Raw genomic sequence first — 19742 nt, 5'->3', positions numbered from 1 at the left:
AGGGCCCCTGTCACGGGGCCTTTCTTGTATGCGGTCATTACATCTCTGTTTCGCGCGAAGTTCCAATCTGACGCTGTAGTACCATCAGTCAACTAACTAAAACTCGGGTTGACCCCAGATAGCGCCAAAGGAGAATCGCATGATCGCCGTCGTCAAGGACACCGCCACGCCAGAGCAGCTTGACCACTTTGTCTCCTGGATTCACGGCAAGGGCCTCGACGCCCATGTGTCCAAGGGCTATAACGCGACGATCGTAGGCCTCGTGGGCGACACCACCCAGATTGACCCGTACCTCATTGAGGGCATGGATATCATCGAGCGCGTCCAGCGCGTCTCCGAGCCCTTCAAGAAGGCCAACCGTAAGTTTCACCCGCTCGACACCGTCGTCGACTGCGGCCACGGCGTGAAGATCGGCGGCGGCACCTTCCATGTCATCGCCGGCCCCTGCTCCGTCGAGGGCGAGAATCTCATCAACATCGCCCGCCAAGTCAAGGCTGCCGGCGCCACGCTTCTTCGCGGCGGCGCCTATAAGCCCCGCACCTCCCCTTACGCCTACCAGGGAATGGGCGAAAAGGGCCTGGACCTTCTCTGTGAGGCTCGAGACGAGCTCGACATGCCCATAGTGACCGAGATCATGGACCCTCGAGACGTCGACACCTTCATGTCTCACGGCATCGAAGTCTGGCAGATCGGCGCCCGTAACGCCCAGAACTTCCCCCTGCTCAAGGAGGTTGGCAAGACCAAGGCCGCCATCCTGCTCAAGCGCGGAATCTCCGGCACCATCGACGAGCTCCTCATGGCTGCCGAATACATCATGAGCGAGGGCAACCCCAACGTCATCGTCTGCGAGCGAGGCATTCGCACGTTTGAGACCCACACGAGGAACACCTTCGACCTCTCCGCCGTCCCCGTCCTCCATGACCTCTCGCACCTGCCGGTCTGCGCCGACCCGAGCCACGCGACGGGCCACACGCGCTATGTCACCCCGATGGCACTCGCCGCAACCGCCGCAGGCGCGGATTGCCTAGAGATCGAGGTCCACGACGACCCGAAGCACGCTTGGTCCGACGGTGCGCAGGCACTCACGCCCGCGCAGTTCAAAGACGCCATGACGCGCATCGCCACCGTCCGCGAGGCAGTCACGATGGAGGTCGAGTAAATGATGGTGGAAGGCAACGCTCATCCCGAGGCTGATTCCCCCTCGATCGTCCCCGGCCGCACGGGCATCGTTGGCCTAGGCCTCATCGGAGGTTCATTCGCGCGCGCCCTGGCCAAGGGCGGCCACGAAGTCTATGCCTATGACCCAAACGAGGAAATCACGAGCTTCGCAGCCATCGAAACCACTTCCGGCGTTCTCACCGATGAGCTCATCGGCACCTGTGAGCTCATCGTTCTTGCCTGCTACCCAGAGGCGTGCGTTGCCTGGCTTAGGAAGCACGCGAGTCTTGTGAACCCAGATGCCATCGTCATCGACACTGGTGGCGTGAAGCGCTCCATCTGCGAGCCTTGCTTCGAGATCGCCCGCGAGTCGGACATCACCTTCATAGGTTGTCACCCCATGGCGGGAACCCAGTTCTCAGGCTACGCGCACTCCCGAGCAAACATGTTCGAGGGGGCGCCGATGGTCGTCTGCCCAGCGCCCGAGGTGAGGGGTGTCGAATGCCTCGCTCTCGTAGACCGGCTCGAAGGCCTTCTCGCTCCGTGTGGGTTCGATAAGTTCACGGTTACCACACCCGAGCGTCACGATCGAGTCATCGCCTACACCTCGCAACTCGCGCACGTGGTTTCCAACGCCTATGTCAAGAGTCCCACGCTAGGACTCCGCGACGGCTTCTCTGCCGGTTCCTACAAGGACCTCACCCGCGTGGCGAGGCTCAACCCAACGATGTGGTGCGAGCTGTTCCTCGATGACGCCGACAACCTCGCCAGCGAGATCGGAACCATCATCACCGAGCTCTCCAAATACAAGGATGCTCTGGAAAAGCGCGACGCCGAGAGGCTCACCGAACTTCTGGCCGAGGGCGACCGCATCAAACGCGCCGACCTCGCAAGGGAGGAGGAGGTCTAATGGGCTCAGCCTCCAACGACGTGATCGTTCGCGTTGACACAACGTCAAGGTCTTACGACGTCCATGTGACTCCCGGAGTCATCACCCGCGTGGGCGAGCTCGTACGAGAAGCCGCCGGCGGTGAGAATGCCTTCATCGTATCCGACACCAACGTGGCCCCGCTCTACATGGACCAAGTTCGCGCCACTCTCGAAGTATCGGGCTATACGACGTCCCAATTTGTCTTTGAGGCGGGAGAGGCTTCCAAGAGGGCAGCGACATGGGCAGCTTGCCTCGAGGCGATTGCCGCAGCGGGACTAACCCGCGACGATGTCGTCGTTGCCCTTGGCGGAGGGGTCACGGGAGACCTCGCGGGCTTTGCTGCCGCCTGTTACATGAGGGGCTGCTCCGTCGTCCAGGTCCCCACCAGCCTTCTCGCGATGGTCGATTCATCCGTCGGAGGCAAGACAGCGATTGACCTGGAGGCAGGCAAAAACCTTGCCGGCGCCTTCTGGCAGCCTCGAGCAGTCATCGCAGACCCCAATTGCTTGAAAACCATTCCGAAAGACCTCTTCCGAGACTCATGTGGCGAGGTCATCAAGCATGGTGTACTTGCAGACCCGTCCCTATTCGATGACCTCGAAAGCGAGCCTCTTACCTCCGAGGGCGTCCCGACCGAAAGGCTGGCGCGCGTCATCGCAAGGAATGTTGAGATCAAGCGCGACGTTGTCAACGCCGACGAGCAGGAGCACGGCATTCGCCAGACCCTCAACCTTGGGCACACGATCGGTCACGCCATCGAAGCCGCAAGCAACTTCGCGCTAGGGCATGGCACCTGCGTCGCCATAGGTCTCTGCGCCATCGCTCGAGCTGCCGCCGCCGAGGGAATCTGCGACCCAGAGGTTGCAACTCGCATCGAACGAGTCGTCTATGCACATGGGCTCCCGACAGATACACGCCTGCCTCATGACATCATCGTGAACCTTGCGATGTCAGACAAGAAGCGGCATGGTGACGGCGTAAACGTCATCTTGCCCACCCGCATTGGCAAGGTCGAGATTCGCCGCGTAAGCATGGCCGAATTCGCCCGCCTCGTCGATGAAGGCTGCGGCACCGCACGTATCGGCTTCGCCGCCGAAGACCAGAGCCAGTCCAGCGTCAACTAGGAGACTTCGTCAATGGACGTAACCATCACGCCGCACGAGCTCGGTGGCCAAATCGAGGCCATCGCGAGCAAGTCGATGGCCCACCGCTTGCTGATCTGCGCCGCCCTCTGCCCGGGACCCACGACGATTCGCTGCACGACGTCCTCGAAGGACATCGAGGCGACCATCGCTTGCCTGAACGCCCTCGGCGCCGAGATCGAGCGCGAGGGTGACCTCCTTCGGGTAACGCCCCTACCGGGCGCGCCGGTCTCTGACAACATCCGCGTCGGCACGCGCGGCGCGCTCCTCGACTGCGGCGAGTCCGGCTCAACCGAACGTTTCATGTTGCCTGTAGTCGCAGCCCTCGGCTGCGACGCTGCGCTCACGGGCCACGGGCGCCTTGCGGAAAGGCCGCTCTCGCCCCTCTACGAAGAACTGATCGCTGGAGGCTGCGACCTCACCGAGCAGGGCACCTTCCCGCTCAAGGTTTCCGGCAAGCTCCGCAACGGGCGCTTTGAGCTCCCCGGAAACGTGAGCTCGCAATACGTGAGCGGCCTTCTGCTCGCGGCTCCCCTTCTTGCGGGCCCCTCAGAGGTTCGCGTGACGATGCCCATCGAAAGCCGCCCCTACGTCAACCTGACGATCAGCGCGCTCGAGCAGTTCGGGGTTCACGTCACAGAGACCAGCGAGCGCGACCAGAACGCCGACTATACCGTCTTTGCCATCTCCCCCTCCACCCCATATCGCTCCCCTGGCGAGGTCTCCGTAGAGGGAGACTGGTCTAACGCGGCCTTCTGGCTTGCCGCCGGAGCGCTCGGACATGGCGTCTCCGTCGAGGGCCTCGACCTTGCCAGCCGTCAGGGCGACCGCTCCATGCTCGCAGCGCTAGCGAAGCTCGGAGCCCAGGTCTGTCGCATGCGTGGGGTTGCCACCGTTCACTCCGGAGCTCCCCAGGGTTGCGAGATGAATGTCGCGGACTTCCCCGACCTCGTCCCACCGCTAGCAGCCGTAGCCGCGCTCGCGCCTGGCAAGACGCGTCTCACCGGCTGCGCGAGGCTCCGCCTCAAGGAGTCCGATCGTGTGGAGACCGTGGTAGCAGGTCTTTCCGCCCTTGGCGCCGATATCGCCAGCGAGGGAGACGACATCGTTGTCCACGGGCGTGACAGCCTCCCCGGTGGCGTCGTTGACGCCGCCAACGATCACCGCATCGCCATGATGGCCGCCATTGCCGCCTCTCGTTGCACCGGGCCGGTCACCATTCTCGGGGCACAATGCGTCGAGAAGTCCTACCCCAAGTTCTTTGAAGACTACCGACAACTCGGCGGCGTCGTCGAAATCGCCTAGGGAGGCTTGCCATGTCTTCGACCATTGGAGATAGCGTTCGCGTCACCGTGTTCGGCCAGTCTCACTCCGAAGCGATCGGCTGCGTCGTCGAAGGTCTTCCTGCGGGTATCGAGGTTGACCTCGAGGAACTCCAGGCCTTTCTGGACAGGCGCGCTCCGGGACGAGGTTCCACATCGACGGCCCGTCGCGAGGCAGATAGGCCACGATTCGTCTCCGGCCTTACCAACGGACACACCTGCGGGGCACCACTCTGCGCTGAGATCCAGAACACCAACACGCGCAGCCAGGACTACGAGGGACTTCGCCGCGTCCCCCGTCCGGGACACGCAGACTACCCGGCGTTCGTTCGTTATGGCAATCACCATGACGTTGCTGGTGGAGGGCACTTTTCCGGGCGACTCACAGCGCCGCTCTGCATCGCAGGAGGAATTGCCCTCCAGGCTCTCGAGTCCAGCCTTGGAATTAAGATCGTCGCCCACATTGCCCAGCTTGGCCCCGAGAAGGCCACTGACGACCCTTTGAATCCGCTGGTCTTCTCGGAAGATCAGCGCAAGTCGATTCTCGCCAACTCCCTCCCCTGCGTGAGTAAGGCGGCGGCGGACGCAATGTACGAGAGCATCATGGCCGCCAAGGCGGAGAGGGATTCCGTAGGTGGCGTTATCGAATGCGCCGCCTACGGAATGCCCGTCGGAGTTGGCGACCCGATGTTCGATGGCATCGAAAACCGCATCGCGAAGGCGGCATTTGGCATCCCGGCAGTAAAGGGAGTCGAATTTGGCGCAGGCTTTGCCGCGAGCACCCTTCGCGGATCCGAGAATAACGACCCGTATCGCTACGAGCACGAAAGCGTAGTGCCACAGACGAACAACGCCGGCGGCATCCTCGGAGGCATCACCACCGGAGCCCCGATCATCTGGCGTTGCGCGATCAAACCAACGCCATCGATCGGCATCGAGCAAGACAGCGTCGACCTCGCCACGGGCACAAACGCCCCCCTCAAGGTACGTGGCCGGCATGACCCTTGCATCGTCCCGCGTGCGGTCCCCGTCGTCGAGGCTGTTTGCGCCCTCGCTCTTCTCGACGCCCTCGTAGAAGAGGGTAAGTTCCCCATGCCCGCGCCCGAAAAGCTGAGCGTCGACTCGACGCAGGACGCGATCTAGCCCCACATCCATCGACAGGAGCACCATGCAAGATCTCTCCGAAATCAGAAAGCGCATTGACGCCATTGATACGCAGATCTGCGATCTGTTCAGCCAGCGCATGCAGTGCACGCACGAGATCGCGGAGTATAAGCGCGCCAACAACAAGCCTGTACTCGATAGGGGGCGCGAGCGCGCAAAGCTCGCCGATGTTGCGTCGAAGGTTCCGGAACCCCTCAGGGATTACTCACAGGTCCTCTTCAACCTGATCATGGAGATCTCTCGCGCGCAGCAGAGTGCGGAGAATAACCAGGACTCTCCTCTTGCCGGTCAGATCAGCAGGGCCGTATCTGATACGCCGGCATTGTTCCCCCAGTCAGCATTCGTCGCCTGTCAGGGCGTCGAGGGGGCCTATTCCCAACATGCCGCAGACAGGCTCTTCAAACACGCGACTATAAGCTATTTTGAGGAGTTTGAGGGAGTCTTCCGCGCCGTCGACCAGGGCTTTTGCAAATATGGCGTACTCCCCGTCGAGAACTCGACGGCCGGCACCGTTAATCAGGTGTATGACCTCATGATGCGCCATAAGTTCTCGATCGTGCGCAGCGTGAGGATTAAGGTCGATCACAACCTGCTCGCACTCCCCGGTGCCAAGCTCGAAGGCATCCGCGACATCTACAGCCACCAACAGGCAATCAACCAAAGCCGGCAGTTCCTCGACTCGCTGCCCAACGTGACCGTTCACGTCGCCGAAAACACCGCTGCTGCCGCCAAGATGGTTGCCGAAAGCGGCAGAACCGACGTCGCCGCCCTCTCAAGCCGTTCCTGCGCCGAGCTCTACAACCTCGTCGCACTCGCTCGCAACGTACAGGACAGCGACGCCAACTATACACGCTTCGCTTGTATCGCCAAGGACCTCGAGATCTATCCTGGCGCCGACCGCACCTCTCTCATGGTCGTCACCAAGAATGACCCGGGCAGCCTCTACAAGGTTCTTGCGCGCTTCTACGCCCTCGACATCAACCTCGTAAAGCTCGAGAGCCGACCCATCCCCAACTCTGACTTCGACTTCATGTTCTACTTCGACGTAGAGTGCCCCGTCGCCGCGCCCGAGTTCGCCTCGCTCATCGCATCCCTCGATGACGTATGCGAGGAGTACCGCTATCTCGGCAGCTATTCGGAGCTTGTCTAATGAGCGGCAACGTCATGTGGGACGGCACGTCACCCATCACCTACGGTCTTCTCGGACGAAAGCTCGGACACAGCTGGAGCCCCGTCATTCACGAGCGCCTCGGAAGCGTTCCCTACGTCCTGATAGAGCGCGAGTCCGATCAGGTTAGGGATTTCATTGTCAACGGGACTTGGCGCGGACTGAACGTGACCATCCCCTACAAGCAGAATGCGGCGCACCTTGCCGATGTCAGGACCACCCGCGTCGAGCGTCTGGGCGTGGCCAACACCCTCGTACGCCAGCAGGATGGCACCATCCTCGCGGACAACACCGATATCCTCGGCTTTGCCTGGATGTTAGAGCGGTTCGCAAACCGAGAGTTCGACAAGACTGCAAGCGAGCTTCTCGCCGCAAAGAGCGTTCTCGTTCTTGGATCCGGAGGCGCCTCCCAGGCGATTCGTGCCGCGTTGGAAGACGTGAACGCTCATGCTAGCGTAATCTCGCGCACGGGCGTCGACACCTACGAGACGCTTTTGGAGCGCCACAGCGACGCCGCGCTGATCGTGAACACGACGCCCGTGGGAATGTATCCCAACTGCCCCGCCTCTCCTGTTACCAAAGATACGCTCTCGCAGATGAAGAGCCTCATAGGCGTGCTCGACGTCGTCTACAACCCGACGAGGACGGGCATCTGCCTTGACGCGGAGGATCTAGGCATCGCAAACGAATCTGGCCTCGCGATGTTGGTTGGTCAGGCCCTTTTCGCAAGCGAGCTCTTCCAGGGGTGCGAGCTTGATCATGCGCTCGCGACGGACATCCTAGACGACATCCATGCAAGCACGGGCAACATCGTTCTTATCGGCATGCCCGGTAGCGGGAAGTCATCCTGCGGCAGACAACTCGGCAAGATTTGTGGGCGCGAGCACATAGACCTCGATGACGCATTTACCGAGCGCTTTGGCAAGTCTCCCGCCGACGTCATTCGGGATTCAGGCGAGGATGAGTTCCGAGAGATGGAGACGGATGTACTCTCCACCTATGCAAGCAGGAGTGGGCTCGTGTTGTCCACAGGCGGAGGGGTCGTCACAAGACCGGAGAATTACCATCTCATGCACCAAAACGGCACCATCGTCATGCTCGACAGGCCTTTAAACGAACTATCGAGCAAGGGAAGACCCATCTCCCAAGCATCGGGAGTCGAGGAGCTGGCGAGAAGGCGCATGCCACTCTATATTTCATGGGCGGATGTTGTGGTCTCGTGCACGGGCTCGGCTCGTGGAGACGCTTTGGAGATTATCAAGCGATTGAACATCTAAACAACCGCTCACCCGCCGAATGTTAACCGTCGACAACTTGAATCGCAATTCTCGAGTGACGATGCGGCCATTTGGTGAGAACGTAATGAACTATATATAACGATTGAGGGCATTGTTTCAGGCCCATCCAATTAGCAACGAAAAGTACGTGGGGGAAAGAGCATGAACTACAAGGACGTGGCCACCAGCATTCTTGCCGCTATCGGAGGCAAGGGCAACGTCATGAGCGTAATGACATGTCTCACGCGCCTCAGGCTCACCCTCACTGATCCGTCTGCCGTTGATACGGATGGCCTTCGCGGCATTCGGGGCGTACTGGGCACCACAACACGAGGCACCTCCGGCATTGAGGTTGTTCTCGGGCCTGCCTCCATTGAGGGGGTCTCACGCGAGTTTGCGATTCTGTCTGGAATCGAACTTAACGAAAGTGGCAACGCATGCGCCAACCCGCTTGTAATTGACAGCGAATCGAATCATGACGAGAAACATGATGAGGAACCTGCGAAGGGCTCGCGAGTAGAGCGCGTTGTCATCACTCCGGGAAGGCGCATGTCCTACCGCGCCCAACAGCAAGCTGCCATTGATGACAAGAGGCTTGAGGAGGAGGATCTCGACGCCCTGCGCGCCTTCCTCGACAACTCTTCAACCAAGGTGAGTGATTCCCCAGCGCCCAAAAAGACCGGAGGTCGCTCGCTCCTCGTGATTAACGGCCCGAACATCAATATGCTTGGCATTCGCGAGCCGAGCATCTATGGAAAGGCTGACTACGCCGCCCTAGTGCGCACCTGCAAGGCAGCTGCCGCAGAAGCTGGCTTTAGGGATATCAAGTGCTATCAGAGTAACCACGAGGGCGCAATCGTCGACGAGATCCAAGCCGCCCTTGGGACGTACGACGGCATCGTCATGAACCCCGCTGCTTACACGCACACCTCGATTGCGATTCTTGACGCCCTCAAGGCGGTCTCCATCCCCTGTGTCGAGGTCCACATCTCTCACGTCGAAAACCGCGAGGACTTCAGGCAAGTCTCCTACGTTCGCCAGGCCTGCTTTGAGACTGTCACCGGCATGGGAATCGAGGGCTATCGCAAGGCAATCCTCGATCTGGCGGCCCACCTCGGAATGTAGCGCCGCGAAGAGCCCGGACTCACCACAACCACGAAGGGCCTTGCAGCCAACCCTCGGCTGCAAGGCCCTCTTGCTTGCGTTGCCAGCCCAAGCGCCGATTCGCCTAAGCGCGTGACGTCAGGGTTGCGAAGCACTACATCGAGCGCGTGGAGTAGACCTTCTCATCGACCCAGGGCACGATCTCGCCGGACTCGCGCGTCTTAGAAACGTCGATGAGGCGCTGGTTGGATGACCCGCGGAAGCGAAGCGTGATGTCCTTCTCGGCCGCAACGAATGGCCCATCAACGAGAACGTCGATGCAACCGAGCAATTCGTCCGTGACATTCTCGAGGTATCGCTTGCCACCAGGCACAAGGTCGCGGTCGTAGACGTAGCCCGTGTAACACCAGATGTCCTTCTCGGGCAGCTCACGGATAACGAGCTCGCACAGCGCGAGGAGTTCCTCCTGGTGCTCAGGCTCCATGGGGTCACCACCCAGAAGCGACAGGCCACGAACGTAGGAGGGTCGAAGGCTCTCGATAATCTCGTCTGCCACTTCTCGCGTGAAGGGCTTGCCGAACGTGAAGCTCTGCGCCTCGTCGTTGAAGCATCCCGGACAGTGAACACGGCAGCCCGAGACGAACAGGGACGTACGCACGCCAACTCCGTTTGCGATGTCACAGTATTTGATGGCTCCGTAGTTCACGGCTCTCCCCCATGGTGTTTCGAGCTCTCGGTACACAAGAGGGCCCCGCAAGGCTCATGCCACGGGGCCCTCCGAATCTAAAGGTGCATAACGCGGTCGCGAATCTCCTCGGTGCGACCCTGGTTCCAGAACTGCGTACCGATATAACCACAGGTACGACGGGCAACATTGAGCTTGCTCTGGTCACGGTTGCCGCAATGCGGGCACTCCCAGACGAGCTTGCCGTCATCTTCGACGATCTTAATCTCGCCGTCGTAGCCGCACTCCTGGCAATAGTCGCTCTTGGTGTTGAGCTCGGCGTACATGATGTTGTCGTAGATGTACTGCAGCAGGCTCATAACAGCCTCGAGGTTGTCCTGCATGTTGGGAACCTCGACGTAAGAGATGGCTCCGCCCGGAGAGAGGCGCTGGAACTCGCTCTCGAACTTGAGCTTCGTGAAGGCATCGATTTCCTCGCGGACGTTCACGTGGTAGCTGTTCGTGATGTAGCCGTGGTCGGTAATGCCGGGCACGATGCCAAAGCGGCGCTGCAGGCACTTGGCGAACTTGTACGTCGTCGACTCAAGAGGCGTGCCGTAGAGAGAGTAGTCGATGTTCTCGGCCTGCTTCCACTCGGTGCACTTGTCGTTCATACGCTGCATGACGGCAAGGGCAAACGGCGTGGCCTCCGGATCGGTGTGAGAGTGACCGGTCATGAACTTCACGCACTCGTAGAGACCCGCATAGCCAAGGCTGATGGTAGAGTAGCCGCCGTACAGCAGCGGGTCGATCGGGGCGCCCTTGGGCAGACGCGCCAGGGCGCCATACTGCCAAAGAATGGGCGCGGCATCAGAGAGCGTTCCCCTAAGGCGATCGTGACGGCAGCGAAGAGCCTTGTGGCAGAGCTCGAGACGCTCGTCGAAAATCTTCCAGAACTCATCGACGTCACCCTGAGACGACAGCGCTACGTCCGGAAGGTTGATCGTAACAACGCCCTGGTTGAAGCGACCGTAGTACTTGGGCTTGCCCGGCTGATAGTTGAGGGCGCGGGCAACGTTGTCATAACCATTGCCCGTGCGATCCGGCGTGAGGAAGCTGCGGCAGCCCATGCAGGTATAGCAGTCGCCATTACCCGGGGTCTCGCCCAGGGAGAGCTTGAGCTCGCGCATCTTCTTCTCGGAGATGTAGTCAGGCACCATGCGCTTGGCCGTGCACTTGGCGGCAAGCTGCGTCAGGTGGTAGTACTTCTGGCCAGGCCTGATGTTGTCATCCTCGAGCACGTAGATGAGCTTGGGGAACGCGGGCGTGATCCAAACGCCGGCCTCGTTCTTAACGCCCTCATAGCGCTGGCGCAGCGTTTCCTCGATGATAAGTGCGAGGTCATGCTTCTCCTGGGCGTTACGAGCCTCGTTGAGGTACATGAACACCGTCACGAACGGCGCCTGCCCGTTCGTGGTCATGAGCGTGACGACTTGGTACTGAATGGTCTGGACGCCACGACGAATCTCGTCGAGCAGGCGAACCTCGACAACCTCGGAGACCTTCTCCTCGGAAGCCTCGACCCCAAGCGTCGCGAGCTCGCGCAGGACCTCACGACGAATCTTCTGACGGCTGACCTCGACGAACGGGGCGAGGTGCGTCAGCGAGATGGACTGGCCGCCATACTGCGAGGATGCGACCTGGGCGATGATCTGCGTGGCGATGTTGCACGCGGTCGAGAAGCTGTGGGGCTTCTCGATGAGGGTACCGGAAATGACGGTGCCGTTCTGGAGCATGTCCTCGAGGTTCACAAGGTCACAGTTGTGCATGTGCTGGGCATAGTAATCCGAGTCATGGAAGTGAATGATGCCCTCGTTGTGAGCCTCCACGACGTCCTCGGGCAGAAGCATGCGCATAGTGAGGTCCTTGGAGACCTCACCGGCCATGTAGTCACGCTGCACGGAGTTGACCGTGGGGTTCTTGTTCGAGTTCTCCTGCTTGACCTCTTCGTTGTTGCACTCGATGAGGGAGAGGATCTTGTCATCCGTCGTGTTGTTCTGGCGCTTTAGGCCCTGAACATAACGATAGGTAATGTAGTTGCGAGCGACCGAGAAGGCGCCCTTGGCCATGATCTGGTCCTCGACCATGTCCTGGACTTCCTCAACCGTAACGGTGTGACCGCAGGCAAGAGCCTCAGCCTCAACAGCGTCGCCGGCATCGAGAATTTGTTGGTGCGTGAGACGCTGCTCGGGCGGAACGGTGATATTGGCACGCTCGATGGCGGAGACGATCTTGCTCACATCAAAGGTGACCTCTGAGCCGTTTCGCTTGACGATCTTCATTGCATGCCTCCAATTCAAGTCGCGGACTGGCCGCGAAGCAAATCTGTACGCAAAATAACGCTTCGAACACCGGGTGCGTTAGGATGGAGCCTGCCATGCTCGCGTCCGGCAGGCTCCATCCTAACGCACCAACAAGACAAAAGAAGACTTGACATTGGCAAGTTGTATACAACCCGCTGGCGGTTTAAATTCTTATACCCCAAGATATTGTGTTTCAGCAGGTCTAGAGCCTATGGAATAAATGCAAAGAAAACAACTATCGCCCATCTTTCGGCGAACGGCCTAAGTCCCCACACGAGGAGCTCAAGATTCGACCTTCAGTCGGGGATGGCGTACCATTGGACAGCATATGACGACCATACTCCGGGATTACAGACCGGAGGATTAACACAATGGCGCGCAAAGCGCCGGGAGGAAGAGACATGCCCAACGAAGGAAGCTATGAGGTTGCCCTCGAGCGCAGCGACCGCATCCGCACGGACCTGCCCGAGCACCCCGAGCGTTACACGATGCTCACCGGAGACCGCCCGACGGGTCGCCTCCACCTCGGCCACTACTTTGGCACCCTGCAGAGCCGCGTCGAGCTTCAGAACATGGGCGTCCACACCAACGTCCTTATCGCGGACTACCAAGTCATCACAGATCGTGATACGACCGAGCACATCCGCGACAACGTCTACAACATGGTCATGGACTACCTCGCCTGCGGTCTGGACCCTGACAAGACGATGATCTACACGCATTCCTCCGTGCCTGCGGCAAACCAGCTCATGCTGCCGTTCCTGTCGCTCGTCTCCGAGGCAGAGCTCTCCCGCAACCCGACGGTCAAGGCCGAGATGGAAGCCAGCGGCCACGAGCTTACCGGCCTGCTCCTCACCTATCCCGTCCACCAGGCCTGCGACATCCTGTTCTGCAAGGGCAACGTAGTTCCCGTTGGCCGCGACCAGCTTCCGCACATCGAGCTCACGCGCACCATCGCACGCAAATTCAACAAGCGCTACTGCAAGGATACCAAGCCCGTCTTTCCGATGGTCAACGCGCTTCTTTCCGACACTCCCCTGCTCCCCGGCCTTGACGGTCGCAAGATGAGCAAGTCCTACGGCAATGCCATCTCCATCTCCATGACGCCCGAGGAGACGGCGGAGCGCATCAAGAAGAGCCAGACGGATAGCGAGCGCATGATCACGTTTGACCCCGAGAACCGTCCCGGCGTCTCCGGCCTGCTTTCCACCGCCGCCATCTGCACGGGCCGCTCCGAAGTCGAGATCGCAGAGGAAATTGGCATGAGCGGCTCTGGCGCCCTCAAGAAGTATGTGACGGAGGCTGTGAACAACCGCTTCGCCGAGATTCGCGAGCGTCGTCACGTCTACGAGAACGATCTTGACTACGTGAAGGACGTCCTCGCCGAGGGAAACCGCCGCGCCAACGAGATTGCCGAGGCCACCCTGGCCGAGGTCTGCGAGGCCATGGGGATGACGTACTAGGAAGTCACCCCAACGTAAGGCAAGGGGCCCAGCCCCTCGCTTCTCCACTCAGACAGCTCTTGCCGCAAGAACGGCGGCAAGAGAACTCGTGGCGAAGCGAGGGGCTGGGCCCTAACTTGTAGCAACACCTCGCGGGCCTCGCGGCGGACGGGGTTGCCCTAGAGGGCAAAGCTACTTGAGGAAGGTGTCGGGGAAGAGGACCTTCTCGACGAGGTCGCAAGCGGTTGAGATGCAGATGGGGCACGGGACTGCGACGGAGCCTTCGCCTTCGAGGCCCTTGAGGACACGGCAAGTCACGGAACCGTTCTTCTCCTCGAATCGATTGAGAAGCTCGCGAGAGAGGGCGTAGCTCGCCTTCTTGGTGGACGGGTTCTCGAGGTTGCCGTCGCTCGTGGCGAGGCTTGCGAGGTAGACGGCACCGGAAAGCGCCCCGCAGGTGCCAAGCATCCCGCCCATGCCAAGGCCAAAGGCCTCGGTCGAACGGAAGGCCTCCTCCTCAGAAACGCTAACGAGGTCGCAATAGGTGCAGGCAACGGCCTGGGCGCAGTTGTAGCCTTTCGTGTGGCGTTCTGCTGCAAGGACGGCTCTAGATTCCAAAACGACTCCTTTCGCCGCGTATCACGCGACAACAATCAAGCCCGGCAACTCGAGGCACCGAGCGCAGACGAATTAAAAATCCCCGGCGGCACCGCTACTCTGAGTCCGCGGGAAGAAGGCCCATGCCGAGATTCTTGCCTCCGAGTACATGCATGTGGAAGTGCATGACCGTCTGGCCCGCATCCGCGCCCGCGTTAGAGATAACTCGGTAGCCAGACTCCTCGAGACCCTCTGCCTTCACGACCTCAGAGATAGCATGGGTCATGGCAGCGAGAGTCTCGGCGGGAACGCCATCGCAGATGTTGGCATAGTGCTTCTTGGGGATAACGAGAACATGCGTCGGGGCCTGAGGGTCGAGGTCGCGGAAAGCAATGACCTCGTCATCCTCGAATACAACGTTGGAGGGAATCTCATGGTTGGCAATCCTGCAGAAGATGCAATCAGACATCGTTTCTCCTAATCTTCGTTTATGGCTGCCGTCGTATCAGGTGCGACGACCTCACTGGTGGTATCGAGCAAGACCTTAACCTTCTGCTCAGCGTTGGTAAGACGCTCGCGAAGGCTTTTCAATAGCTCGACACCACGAGCATAACGCGCAAGGGCGTCCTCAAGCTCAAGATCGCCGCTCTCGAGAGAACGCACGACCTGCTCAAGCTCAATCGAAGCCTCCTTGAAGGAAAGTTCCTCGACTGGAGTCTCCAAATTCTTATCCGCCATATCCAACCGCCTTTCCGCCGGCAAACACCAGCTATGTCGAATTTAATCACAGGTTCCAGTAACGGAAGCTTCGAAGCTACCTGCCCCGACACGGACGCTAACAGAGTCTCCAACGGCCAAAGACGAAGCGTCCGTAACGACATGCCCGGCCTCGTCGCGAGCGATGGCGTATCCGCGCCCGAGGACCTTCAAAGGCGAGAGCGCGTCCAAAGTCGCCGCCATGCTTGAAACCATTGCCTCGTGAGGACGAAGCATGCGGGATGCCGCAGCGTCGAGGCGAACAGAATAGTCTTCCAATGAGCTAGCCTTACGACCCAAGGCACGCGGCAAAGCATCAACCAGACGCTGCTCAGACTGCATGAGGGCGACGGCACGATCATAAATGAGGGACTCCGGATTCGTGAGGCACCGGCGTTTGGCAAGGCCATCGAGCCGGACCCGCTCGCGATCGAGAAGCGTCGCCATTCCGCGCACAAGCGAAGTATCGACCTGCTCGAGAGAGCGTTCATCGGCGGCGAGCGCAAGGTCCATAGCTCGCACCAAGCGCTCCCGACGCCCGTTAATCGAGGTCACAATCTCATCGAGAGCCGGAGCCACGCTTTCTGCGGCAGCCGTAGGCGTTGACGTTCGACGGTCCGCAACATCATCGCAGATCGAGTTGTCTGGCTCGTGGCCAATACCCGTAATGACGGGAACGGGACAAGCGGAAACCGCACGAGCGAGGGCTTCGTCATTGAAGGTCATGAGGTCCTCATAAGAACCTCCGCCTCGGACAAGCAAGATTGCGTCTGGCTCAGAAGCCGCGGCAACCTCAAGAGCGCGGATGATGGTGGCGGGAGCGCGGGGACCCTGGACCTGACACCCCACGGCATCAATCTCGACAAGTGGGTTGCGCCGCCTGAGCGTCCGCTTGACATCATCGATCACGGACCCGGAAAGGCTCGTGACCACGGCAACACGCGTGCAAAAACGCATGATGGGCCGCTTGCGAGCCGGATCCATGAGGCCCTCGATCTTGAGCTTCTCTCGAAGAAGAGCAACCTGTTGCCTCAAAAGCCCCTCTCCAGAAACGGAGATGCGACTCGCAATAAACGAAAGCCTGCCAGAACCGACGTAGACATCAAACTTGCCCCGGAGCTCGAGCTGCATGCCGTCACGCAGCTCGATGCCACTCGATGCATAGACACCACGCCATACGATGACGTCCATCGCAGCAGACTCGTCCTTGACTTGAAAGTAGCAGTGGCCAGACCGAGCGTTGGGGCCCCTAAAGCCCGTGACCTCACCGGTCACGAGGAAGGAACCCATCTCCCCCACACGAGCCTTCGCAGCGCCCACGGCGGAGCTCACCGAGATTGGCTCTCGCGATGCAGCGCCAAGAGCAGCAGATGCGAAGTCTATGCTGCCGCTCGTCTCCTCGCGTCCCCAGGCCATCTAGTCATTCCTCCGCTGAACACGAGAAAGGTAGTAGAGAAGCTGAAGCACGGACACAAGCGCGGCAGCAACGTACGTCAGTGCCGCCGCGATAAGCACCTTACGCGCGCCGCGGACCGCAGTCTCGCTCATGCCGCTGCGCTCGAGATAGGCAACGGCGCGACGAGAGGCATCGAACTCGACCGGAAGCGTCACGATCTGAAAAATGACCGAGAAAGCAAAGAGGATGACGGCAAGCTGTACAAGGCCAGCAAGGCCAATGGCCGCACCAGCGAAGAACACGATCATCCATACGTTGGACGTGAAGTTAACGATAGGCACGAGAGCGGAGCGAACCTTCACCGGAATGTAGCCCCTTGAATGCTGGACCGCGTGGCCAGCTTCGTGACAAGCAACGGCCGCGCTCGCCACGGAGCCGCCGTTCAGGTTGGCTCGCGAAAGGTTGAGAACGTTCGAGCGCGGATCGAAGTTATCCGTTAGCTCACCCGCGATGGACTGAATCCTCATACCGGAGACGCCTTCGTCAGCAAGCATACGCTCTGCTACCTGGGCTCCAGTAAGCCCGCAGTCAAGCCCGACTTTAGACCACGTCTTATACGTTGACTTGATATATGACTGCGTGACAAGGCCAAGCAGGGTAGACACAAGAACCAAGACAAGATACGAGGTGTCATACCCCATCCCGTAGCCCATGCCGTAGTACATACGAACCCCCAATCAGTGAATTTCTTTGAGTATGTACCCAAAGCCGGACACAAAAGGAGCCGGACTCCTCACCCGGCTCCCCAAACATTAGATTCGCTATGTAGCCTAAAGAATCTCCACTCGACCGTCCTTGACGGTCAGGCCGCAGTCGCCCAAGAGGAGTCCCCTGAGCTTCTCCCCCGCGATGTCGCGTCGCCATCCAGAGGCGAGAGACGCATCCTCTCTCCCGGCCATGAATTCAAGGAGGTCTTCGCGCGTTGCGATGAGCTGCGCGGCCACGCCGGTCTTCTCGGAAATGATGCGCACCATGGCGTACATGAGGTCGATGACGCACTCCTGATCGGCAGACGGGCGCGAGCGCTTGGGAAGACTCGGACAATCGGACGCTTGGCATGCGGCGCCGCGCGATATGGCATGAACCAGTGCATCCGCATCGCGCTCAGACAACTGCTCGGTCCCGCGAATACGACGCAGCCGTTCCGTATCCACCGGTCCGCGCTTGCAGATCTCGAGCATCACCTCATCAGAAAGAACCCATTTGCGCGGGATGTCGCGCTTGGACGCCATGCGCTCTCGCCAAGCGCAGGCCTCGCGCGCCACGGCAAGTTGACGTCGGGTGAGCGACGAAGCTCGCTTGAGGTGGCGAAACGCGTCCATCGGCTCGTGACGGTAATGAGACGGGTCAAGCAAAGCCTGCATCTCGGGAAGGACCATCGAGAGACGATCGCGCTCGACGAGCTCGGAGAGCATCGTCTCATAAATACCCGGAAGGTAGCGCACGTCATCTTCTGCATACGTAAGCTGCTCGGGATCAAGCGGACGACGAGACCAGTCCGTTAGGCTCTCGGCCTTGGCGAGGCGAACGCCAGTGTAGGCCTCAACGAGGCCTCCGTACCCAAGTTGCATGCGCTGGCCGAGAAACGCGGCAGCAAGCTGCGTGTCGAACAGAGGAGCCGGAACACATCCCAGGCTGCCATCGATGACTTCAAGGTCTTGGGAGCAAGCATGAAAGACCTTGGTAATAGCCGGGTTCTCAAACAGCTCTACCACCGGAGAAAGGTCTGAGATGGCAATCGGATCAACGGCGGCGATATCATCCGCCGACGTAGCGAGCTGAATTAGGCAAAGACGCGGACGATACGTGCGCTCACGAAGAAACTCAGTGTCAACGGCAAGCACGCTCGAGGAGGCAGCGCGCTCGCAAAAGCGCCTGAGCTCCTCCGATGTGGAGATGAACAAAACGTGACCCCTCAGCCCCGTCGCATCCGTAAAACGACCGGGCAAAATCGGCTACCATGGCTGTGGCCCCTTTGGGCCCACAGACAGGAGGATACCATCCATGCGCTGCCTCATTGTTCATAATCCGCGTTCTGGCTTCGGGTCAGACGCGGTCTACGCATTTGAGCGCGAACTCGTTCGTCCTGGCGACGAATGCGTGCTGCGCGTCCTTGACGACGAGAACGTTGACGAGAAGGCCCTCGCCGATGCCGAGACGTTCGACGTGGTTGTCATCTCAGGCGGCGACGGGACGATTTCGAACCTCCTCTACATGTTGCGTAATCGCGCGGTTACCACCTGCGTGTTTCCGTCTGGCACGGCAAACCTCCTCTTCGCGAATATCGGCAACTCTCCAGAGCCGGCCGCCCTCGCCCGCGCCTGCCGATGGGGAGACACCATAAGCGCTGACCTCGGCGAAGCAAGCTGGGAGAGCGCGGGAGGCCCAACCAAGCGCGGCTTTTCCATCATGACCGGCACTGGATTTGATGCCGAACTCATGGCTGCCGCCGCGCCCAACAAGAGGACGATGGGCGAAGTGGCCTATTTCATGGCCGCCCTCTCGGACCCGACACCCAAGGTCAATCACTTCACTATCAACGTCGACGGAGAAACCTACGAGCGCGACGGAATCGCCTGCCTCGTCGCGAACAATGCCATGCTCCAGCTAGATGTCGATGTGGTCCCCGGATGCGTCATGGACGATGGCCTGCTCGACGTCATCGTTCTTGAGGTGAGCGTCACGGCACAGCTCATTCGACCGCTCATCGCCAGCCTCGTCGACCCGAAGGGCGAGCGTGGCAACAGGCCTCGCATCGAGACCTTCAGGGGCAGAAGTATCGAGGTCAAGACCTCCGAACCCATCCCCATGCAGGTCGATGGCGAAGTCGTCCCCGACATGGTCACCAGCTGGCACGCCGAGGCACTTCCCGCCGCATGCGAGCTCGTGGTGGACGGCCTCTCCCGCTACCAGCCCAGGATTCGCCGCACGAGCCCCAAATTCCCCGTTGCCGCGCAGCTCGCCTTCCCCGAATAACGCAAGTTGCACGCGGCCCGAGGCCCCCGCACGCCTTTCCGCGCGCCGCTTAGCAGGTCGACAATGTCACCAACAGGCCCCGCCCCCGGAGCCCCGCAGCAGACATTCTCCGACGCTCAGCAGCCCGAGGCCCCCGCACGCGTTTACGACGCGCCAAGCAACTCGGCGACAACGTAAACAAAAGGTTCCGCCCCGGTACCCCCGCACAGACATTCTGAGACG

At 60.2% G+C, this 19742-nt stretch carries 18 protein-coding genes; 10 read left to right on the top strand and 8 right to left on the bottom strand.

What is annotated here, in order from left to right:
• Positions 1–139: 139 nt before the first annotated feature.
• From aroF to ACTQ1Z_RS06815, 8 genes are all read left to right on the top strand, one after another.
• A complete protein-coding gene (gene aroF / locus ACTQ1Z_RS06850) occupies positions 140–1159 on the top strand; it encodes a 3-deoxy-7-phosphoheptulonate synthase (protein WP_320679454.1) in 1020 nt (339 codons plus the stop codon).
• The gene (locus ACTQ1Z_RS06845) at positions 1160–2068 is read left to right on the top strand and encodes a prephenate dehydrogenase (protein ID WP_320679456.1); all 909 of its coding nucleotides are present in this window, start codon (positions 1160–1162) and stop codon (positions 2066–2068) included.
• The gene (aroB, locus tag ACTQ1Z_RS06840) at positions 2068–3213 is read left to right on the top strand and encodes a 3-dehydroquinate synthase (RefSeq protein WP_441859794.1); all 1146 of its coding nucleotides are present in this window, start codon (positions 2068–2070) and stop codon (positions 3211–3213) included. The genes ACTQ1Z_RS06845 and aroB overlap by 1 nt, the downstream gene beginning before the upstream one ends.
• A 12-nt stretch (positions 3214–3225) precedes the next feature.
• On the top strand, positions 3226–4536 hold the full coding sequence (gene aroA / locus ACTQ1Z_RS06835; RefSeq protein ID WP_441859792.1) for a 3-phosphoshikimate 1-carboxyvinyltransferase: 1311 nt from the start codon (positions 3226–3228) through the stop codon (positions 4534–4536).
• Between the two features lie 11 nt (positions 4537–4547).
• Positions 4548–5696, top strand: a complete 1149-nt coding sequence (aroC, locus tag ACTQ1Z_RS06830) for a chorismate synthase (protein ID WP_441859790.1) — start codon at positions 4548–4550, stop codon at positions 5694–5696.
• A 25-nt stretch (positions 5697–5721) separates the two neighbouring features.
• Positions 5722–6867: a bifunctional chorismate mutase/prephenate dehydratase gene (locus ACTQ1Z_RS06825; RefSeq protein WP_441859788.1), complete on the top strand. Its 1146-nt coding sequence runs from the start codon at positions 5722–5724 to the stop codon at positions 6865–6867.
• Complete coding sequence (locus tag ACTQ1Z_RS06820; protein WP_441859786.1) at positions 6867–8162, top strand: shikimate kinase; 1296 nt, start codon at positions 6867–6869, stop codon at positions 8160–8162. The genes ACTQ1Z_RS06825 and ACTQ1Z_RS06820 overlap by 1 nt, the downstream gene beginning before the upstream one ends.
• Before the next feature lie 162 nt (positions 8163–8324).
• Positions 8325–9287 (top strand): type II 3-dehydroquinate dehydratase, encoded by a 963-nt coding sequence (locus tag ACTQ1Z_RS06815; RefSeq protein ID WP_320679471.1) that lies wholly within the window; start codon positions 8325–8327, stop codon positions 9285–9287.
• 133 nt (positions 9288–9420) lie between these two features.
• Here the strand turns inward: ACTQ1Z_RS06815 and nrdG are convergent, their stop codons facing one another.
• Both nrdG and nrdD read right to left on the bottom strand, forming a co-directional pair.
• The gene (nrdG, locus tag ACTQ1Z_RS06810) at positions 9421–9972 is read right to left on the bottom strand and encodes an anaerobic ribonucleoside-triphosphate reductase activating protein (protein WP_441859783.1); all 552 of its coding nucleotides are present in this window, start codon (positions 9970–9972) and stop codon (positions 9421–9423) included.
• A 77-nt stretch (positions 9973–10049) separates the two neighbouring features.
• Complete coding sequence (gene nrdD / locus ACTQ1Z_RS06805; protein WP_441859781.1) at positions 10050–12272, bottom strand: anaerobic ribonucleoside-triphosphate reductase; 2223 nt, start codon at positions 12270–12272, stop codon at positions 10050–10052.
• A 422-nt stretch (positions 12273–12694) separates the two neighbouring features.
• Between nrdD and trpS the strand changes: the two genes are divergently transcribed.
• The gene (gene trpS, locus ACTQ1Z_RS06800) at positions 12695–13756 is read left to right on the top strand and encodes a tryptophan--tRNA ligase (RefSeq protein WP_320680368.1); all 1062 of its coding nucleotides are present in this window, start codon (positions 12695–12697) and stop codon (positions 13754–13756) included.
• Between the two features lie 171 nt (positions 13757–13927).
• On the opposite strand, the gene ACTQ1Z_RS06795 is transcribed toward trpS, so the two are convergent.
• From ACTQ1Z_RS06795 to rnd, 6 genes are all read right to left on the bottom strand, one after another.
• Complete coding sequence (locus ACTQ1Z_RS06795; RefSeq protein ID WP_320680366.1) at positions 13928–14353, bottom strand: C-GCAxxG-C-C family protein; 426 nt, start codon at positions 14351–14353, stop codon at positions 13928–13930.
• Positions 14354–14447: 94 nt separating this feature from the next.
• Positions 14448–14801, bottom strand: a complete 354-nt coding sequence (locus ACTQ1Z_RS06790) for a histidine triad nucleotide-binding protein (protein WP_441859779.1) — start codon at positions 14799–14801, stop codon at positions 14448–14450.
• An 8-nt stretch (positions 14802–14809) separates the two neighbouring features.
• Entirely contained in the window at positions 14810–15070 is a 261-nt protein-coding gene (gene xseB / locus ACTQ1Z_RS06785) for an exodeoxyribonuclease VII small subunit (protein ID WP_320680364.1), read from the bottom strand.
• Between the two features lie 42 nt (positions 15071–15112).
• Positions 15113–16504, bottom strand: coding sequence for an exodeoxyribonuclease VII large subunit (gene xseA / locus ACTQ1Z_RS06780; protein WP_320680363.1), 1392 nt, complete (start codon positions 16502–16504; stop codon positions 15113–15115).
• The gene (locus tag ACTQ1Z_RS06775) at positions 16505–17209 is read right to left on the bottom strand and encodes a zinc metallopeptidase (RefSeq protein ID WP_441859776.1); all 705 of its coding nucleotides are present in this window, start codon (positions 17207–17209) and stop codon (positions 16505–16507) included.
• A 105-nt stretch (positions 17210–17314) separates the two neighbouring features.
• Positions 17315–18448, bottom strand: coding sequence for a ribonuclease D (gene rnd / locus ACTQ1Z_RS06770; RefSeq protein WP_441859774.1), 1134 nt, complete (start codon positions 18446–18448; stop codon positions 17315–17317).
• A 100-nt stretch (positions 18449–18548) separates the two neighbouring features.
• On the opposite strand from rnd, the gene ACTQ1Z_RS06765 reads away from it, so the two are divergent.
• On the top strand, positions 18549–19520 hold the full coding sequence (locus tag ACTQ1Z_RS06765; RefSeq protein WP_441859772.1) for a diacylglycerol/lipid kinase family protein: 972 nt from the start codon (positions 18549–18551) through the stop codon (positions 19518–19520).
• The last annotated feature ends 222 nt before the right edge of the window (positions 19521–19742 follow it).

It is taken from the genome of Parolsenella sp. LCP21S3_E11, from assembly GCF_052118165.1.
Classification (GTDB): Bacteria; Actinomycetota; Coriobacteriia; order Coriobacteriales; family Atopobiaceae; genus Parolsenella.
Note: the sequence above shows the minus strand (reverse complement) of the source record. Positions and strands in the feature narration are given on the sequence as shown.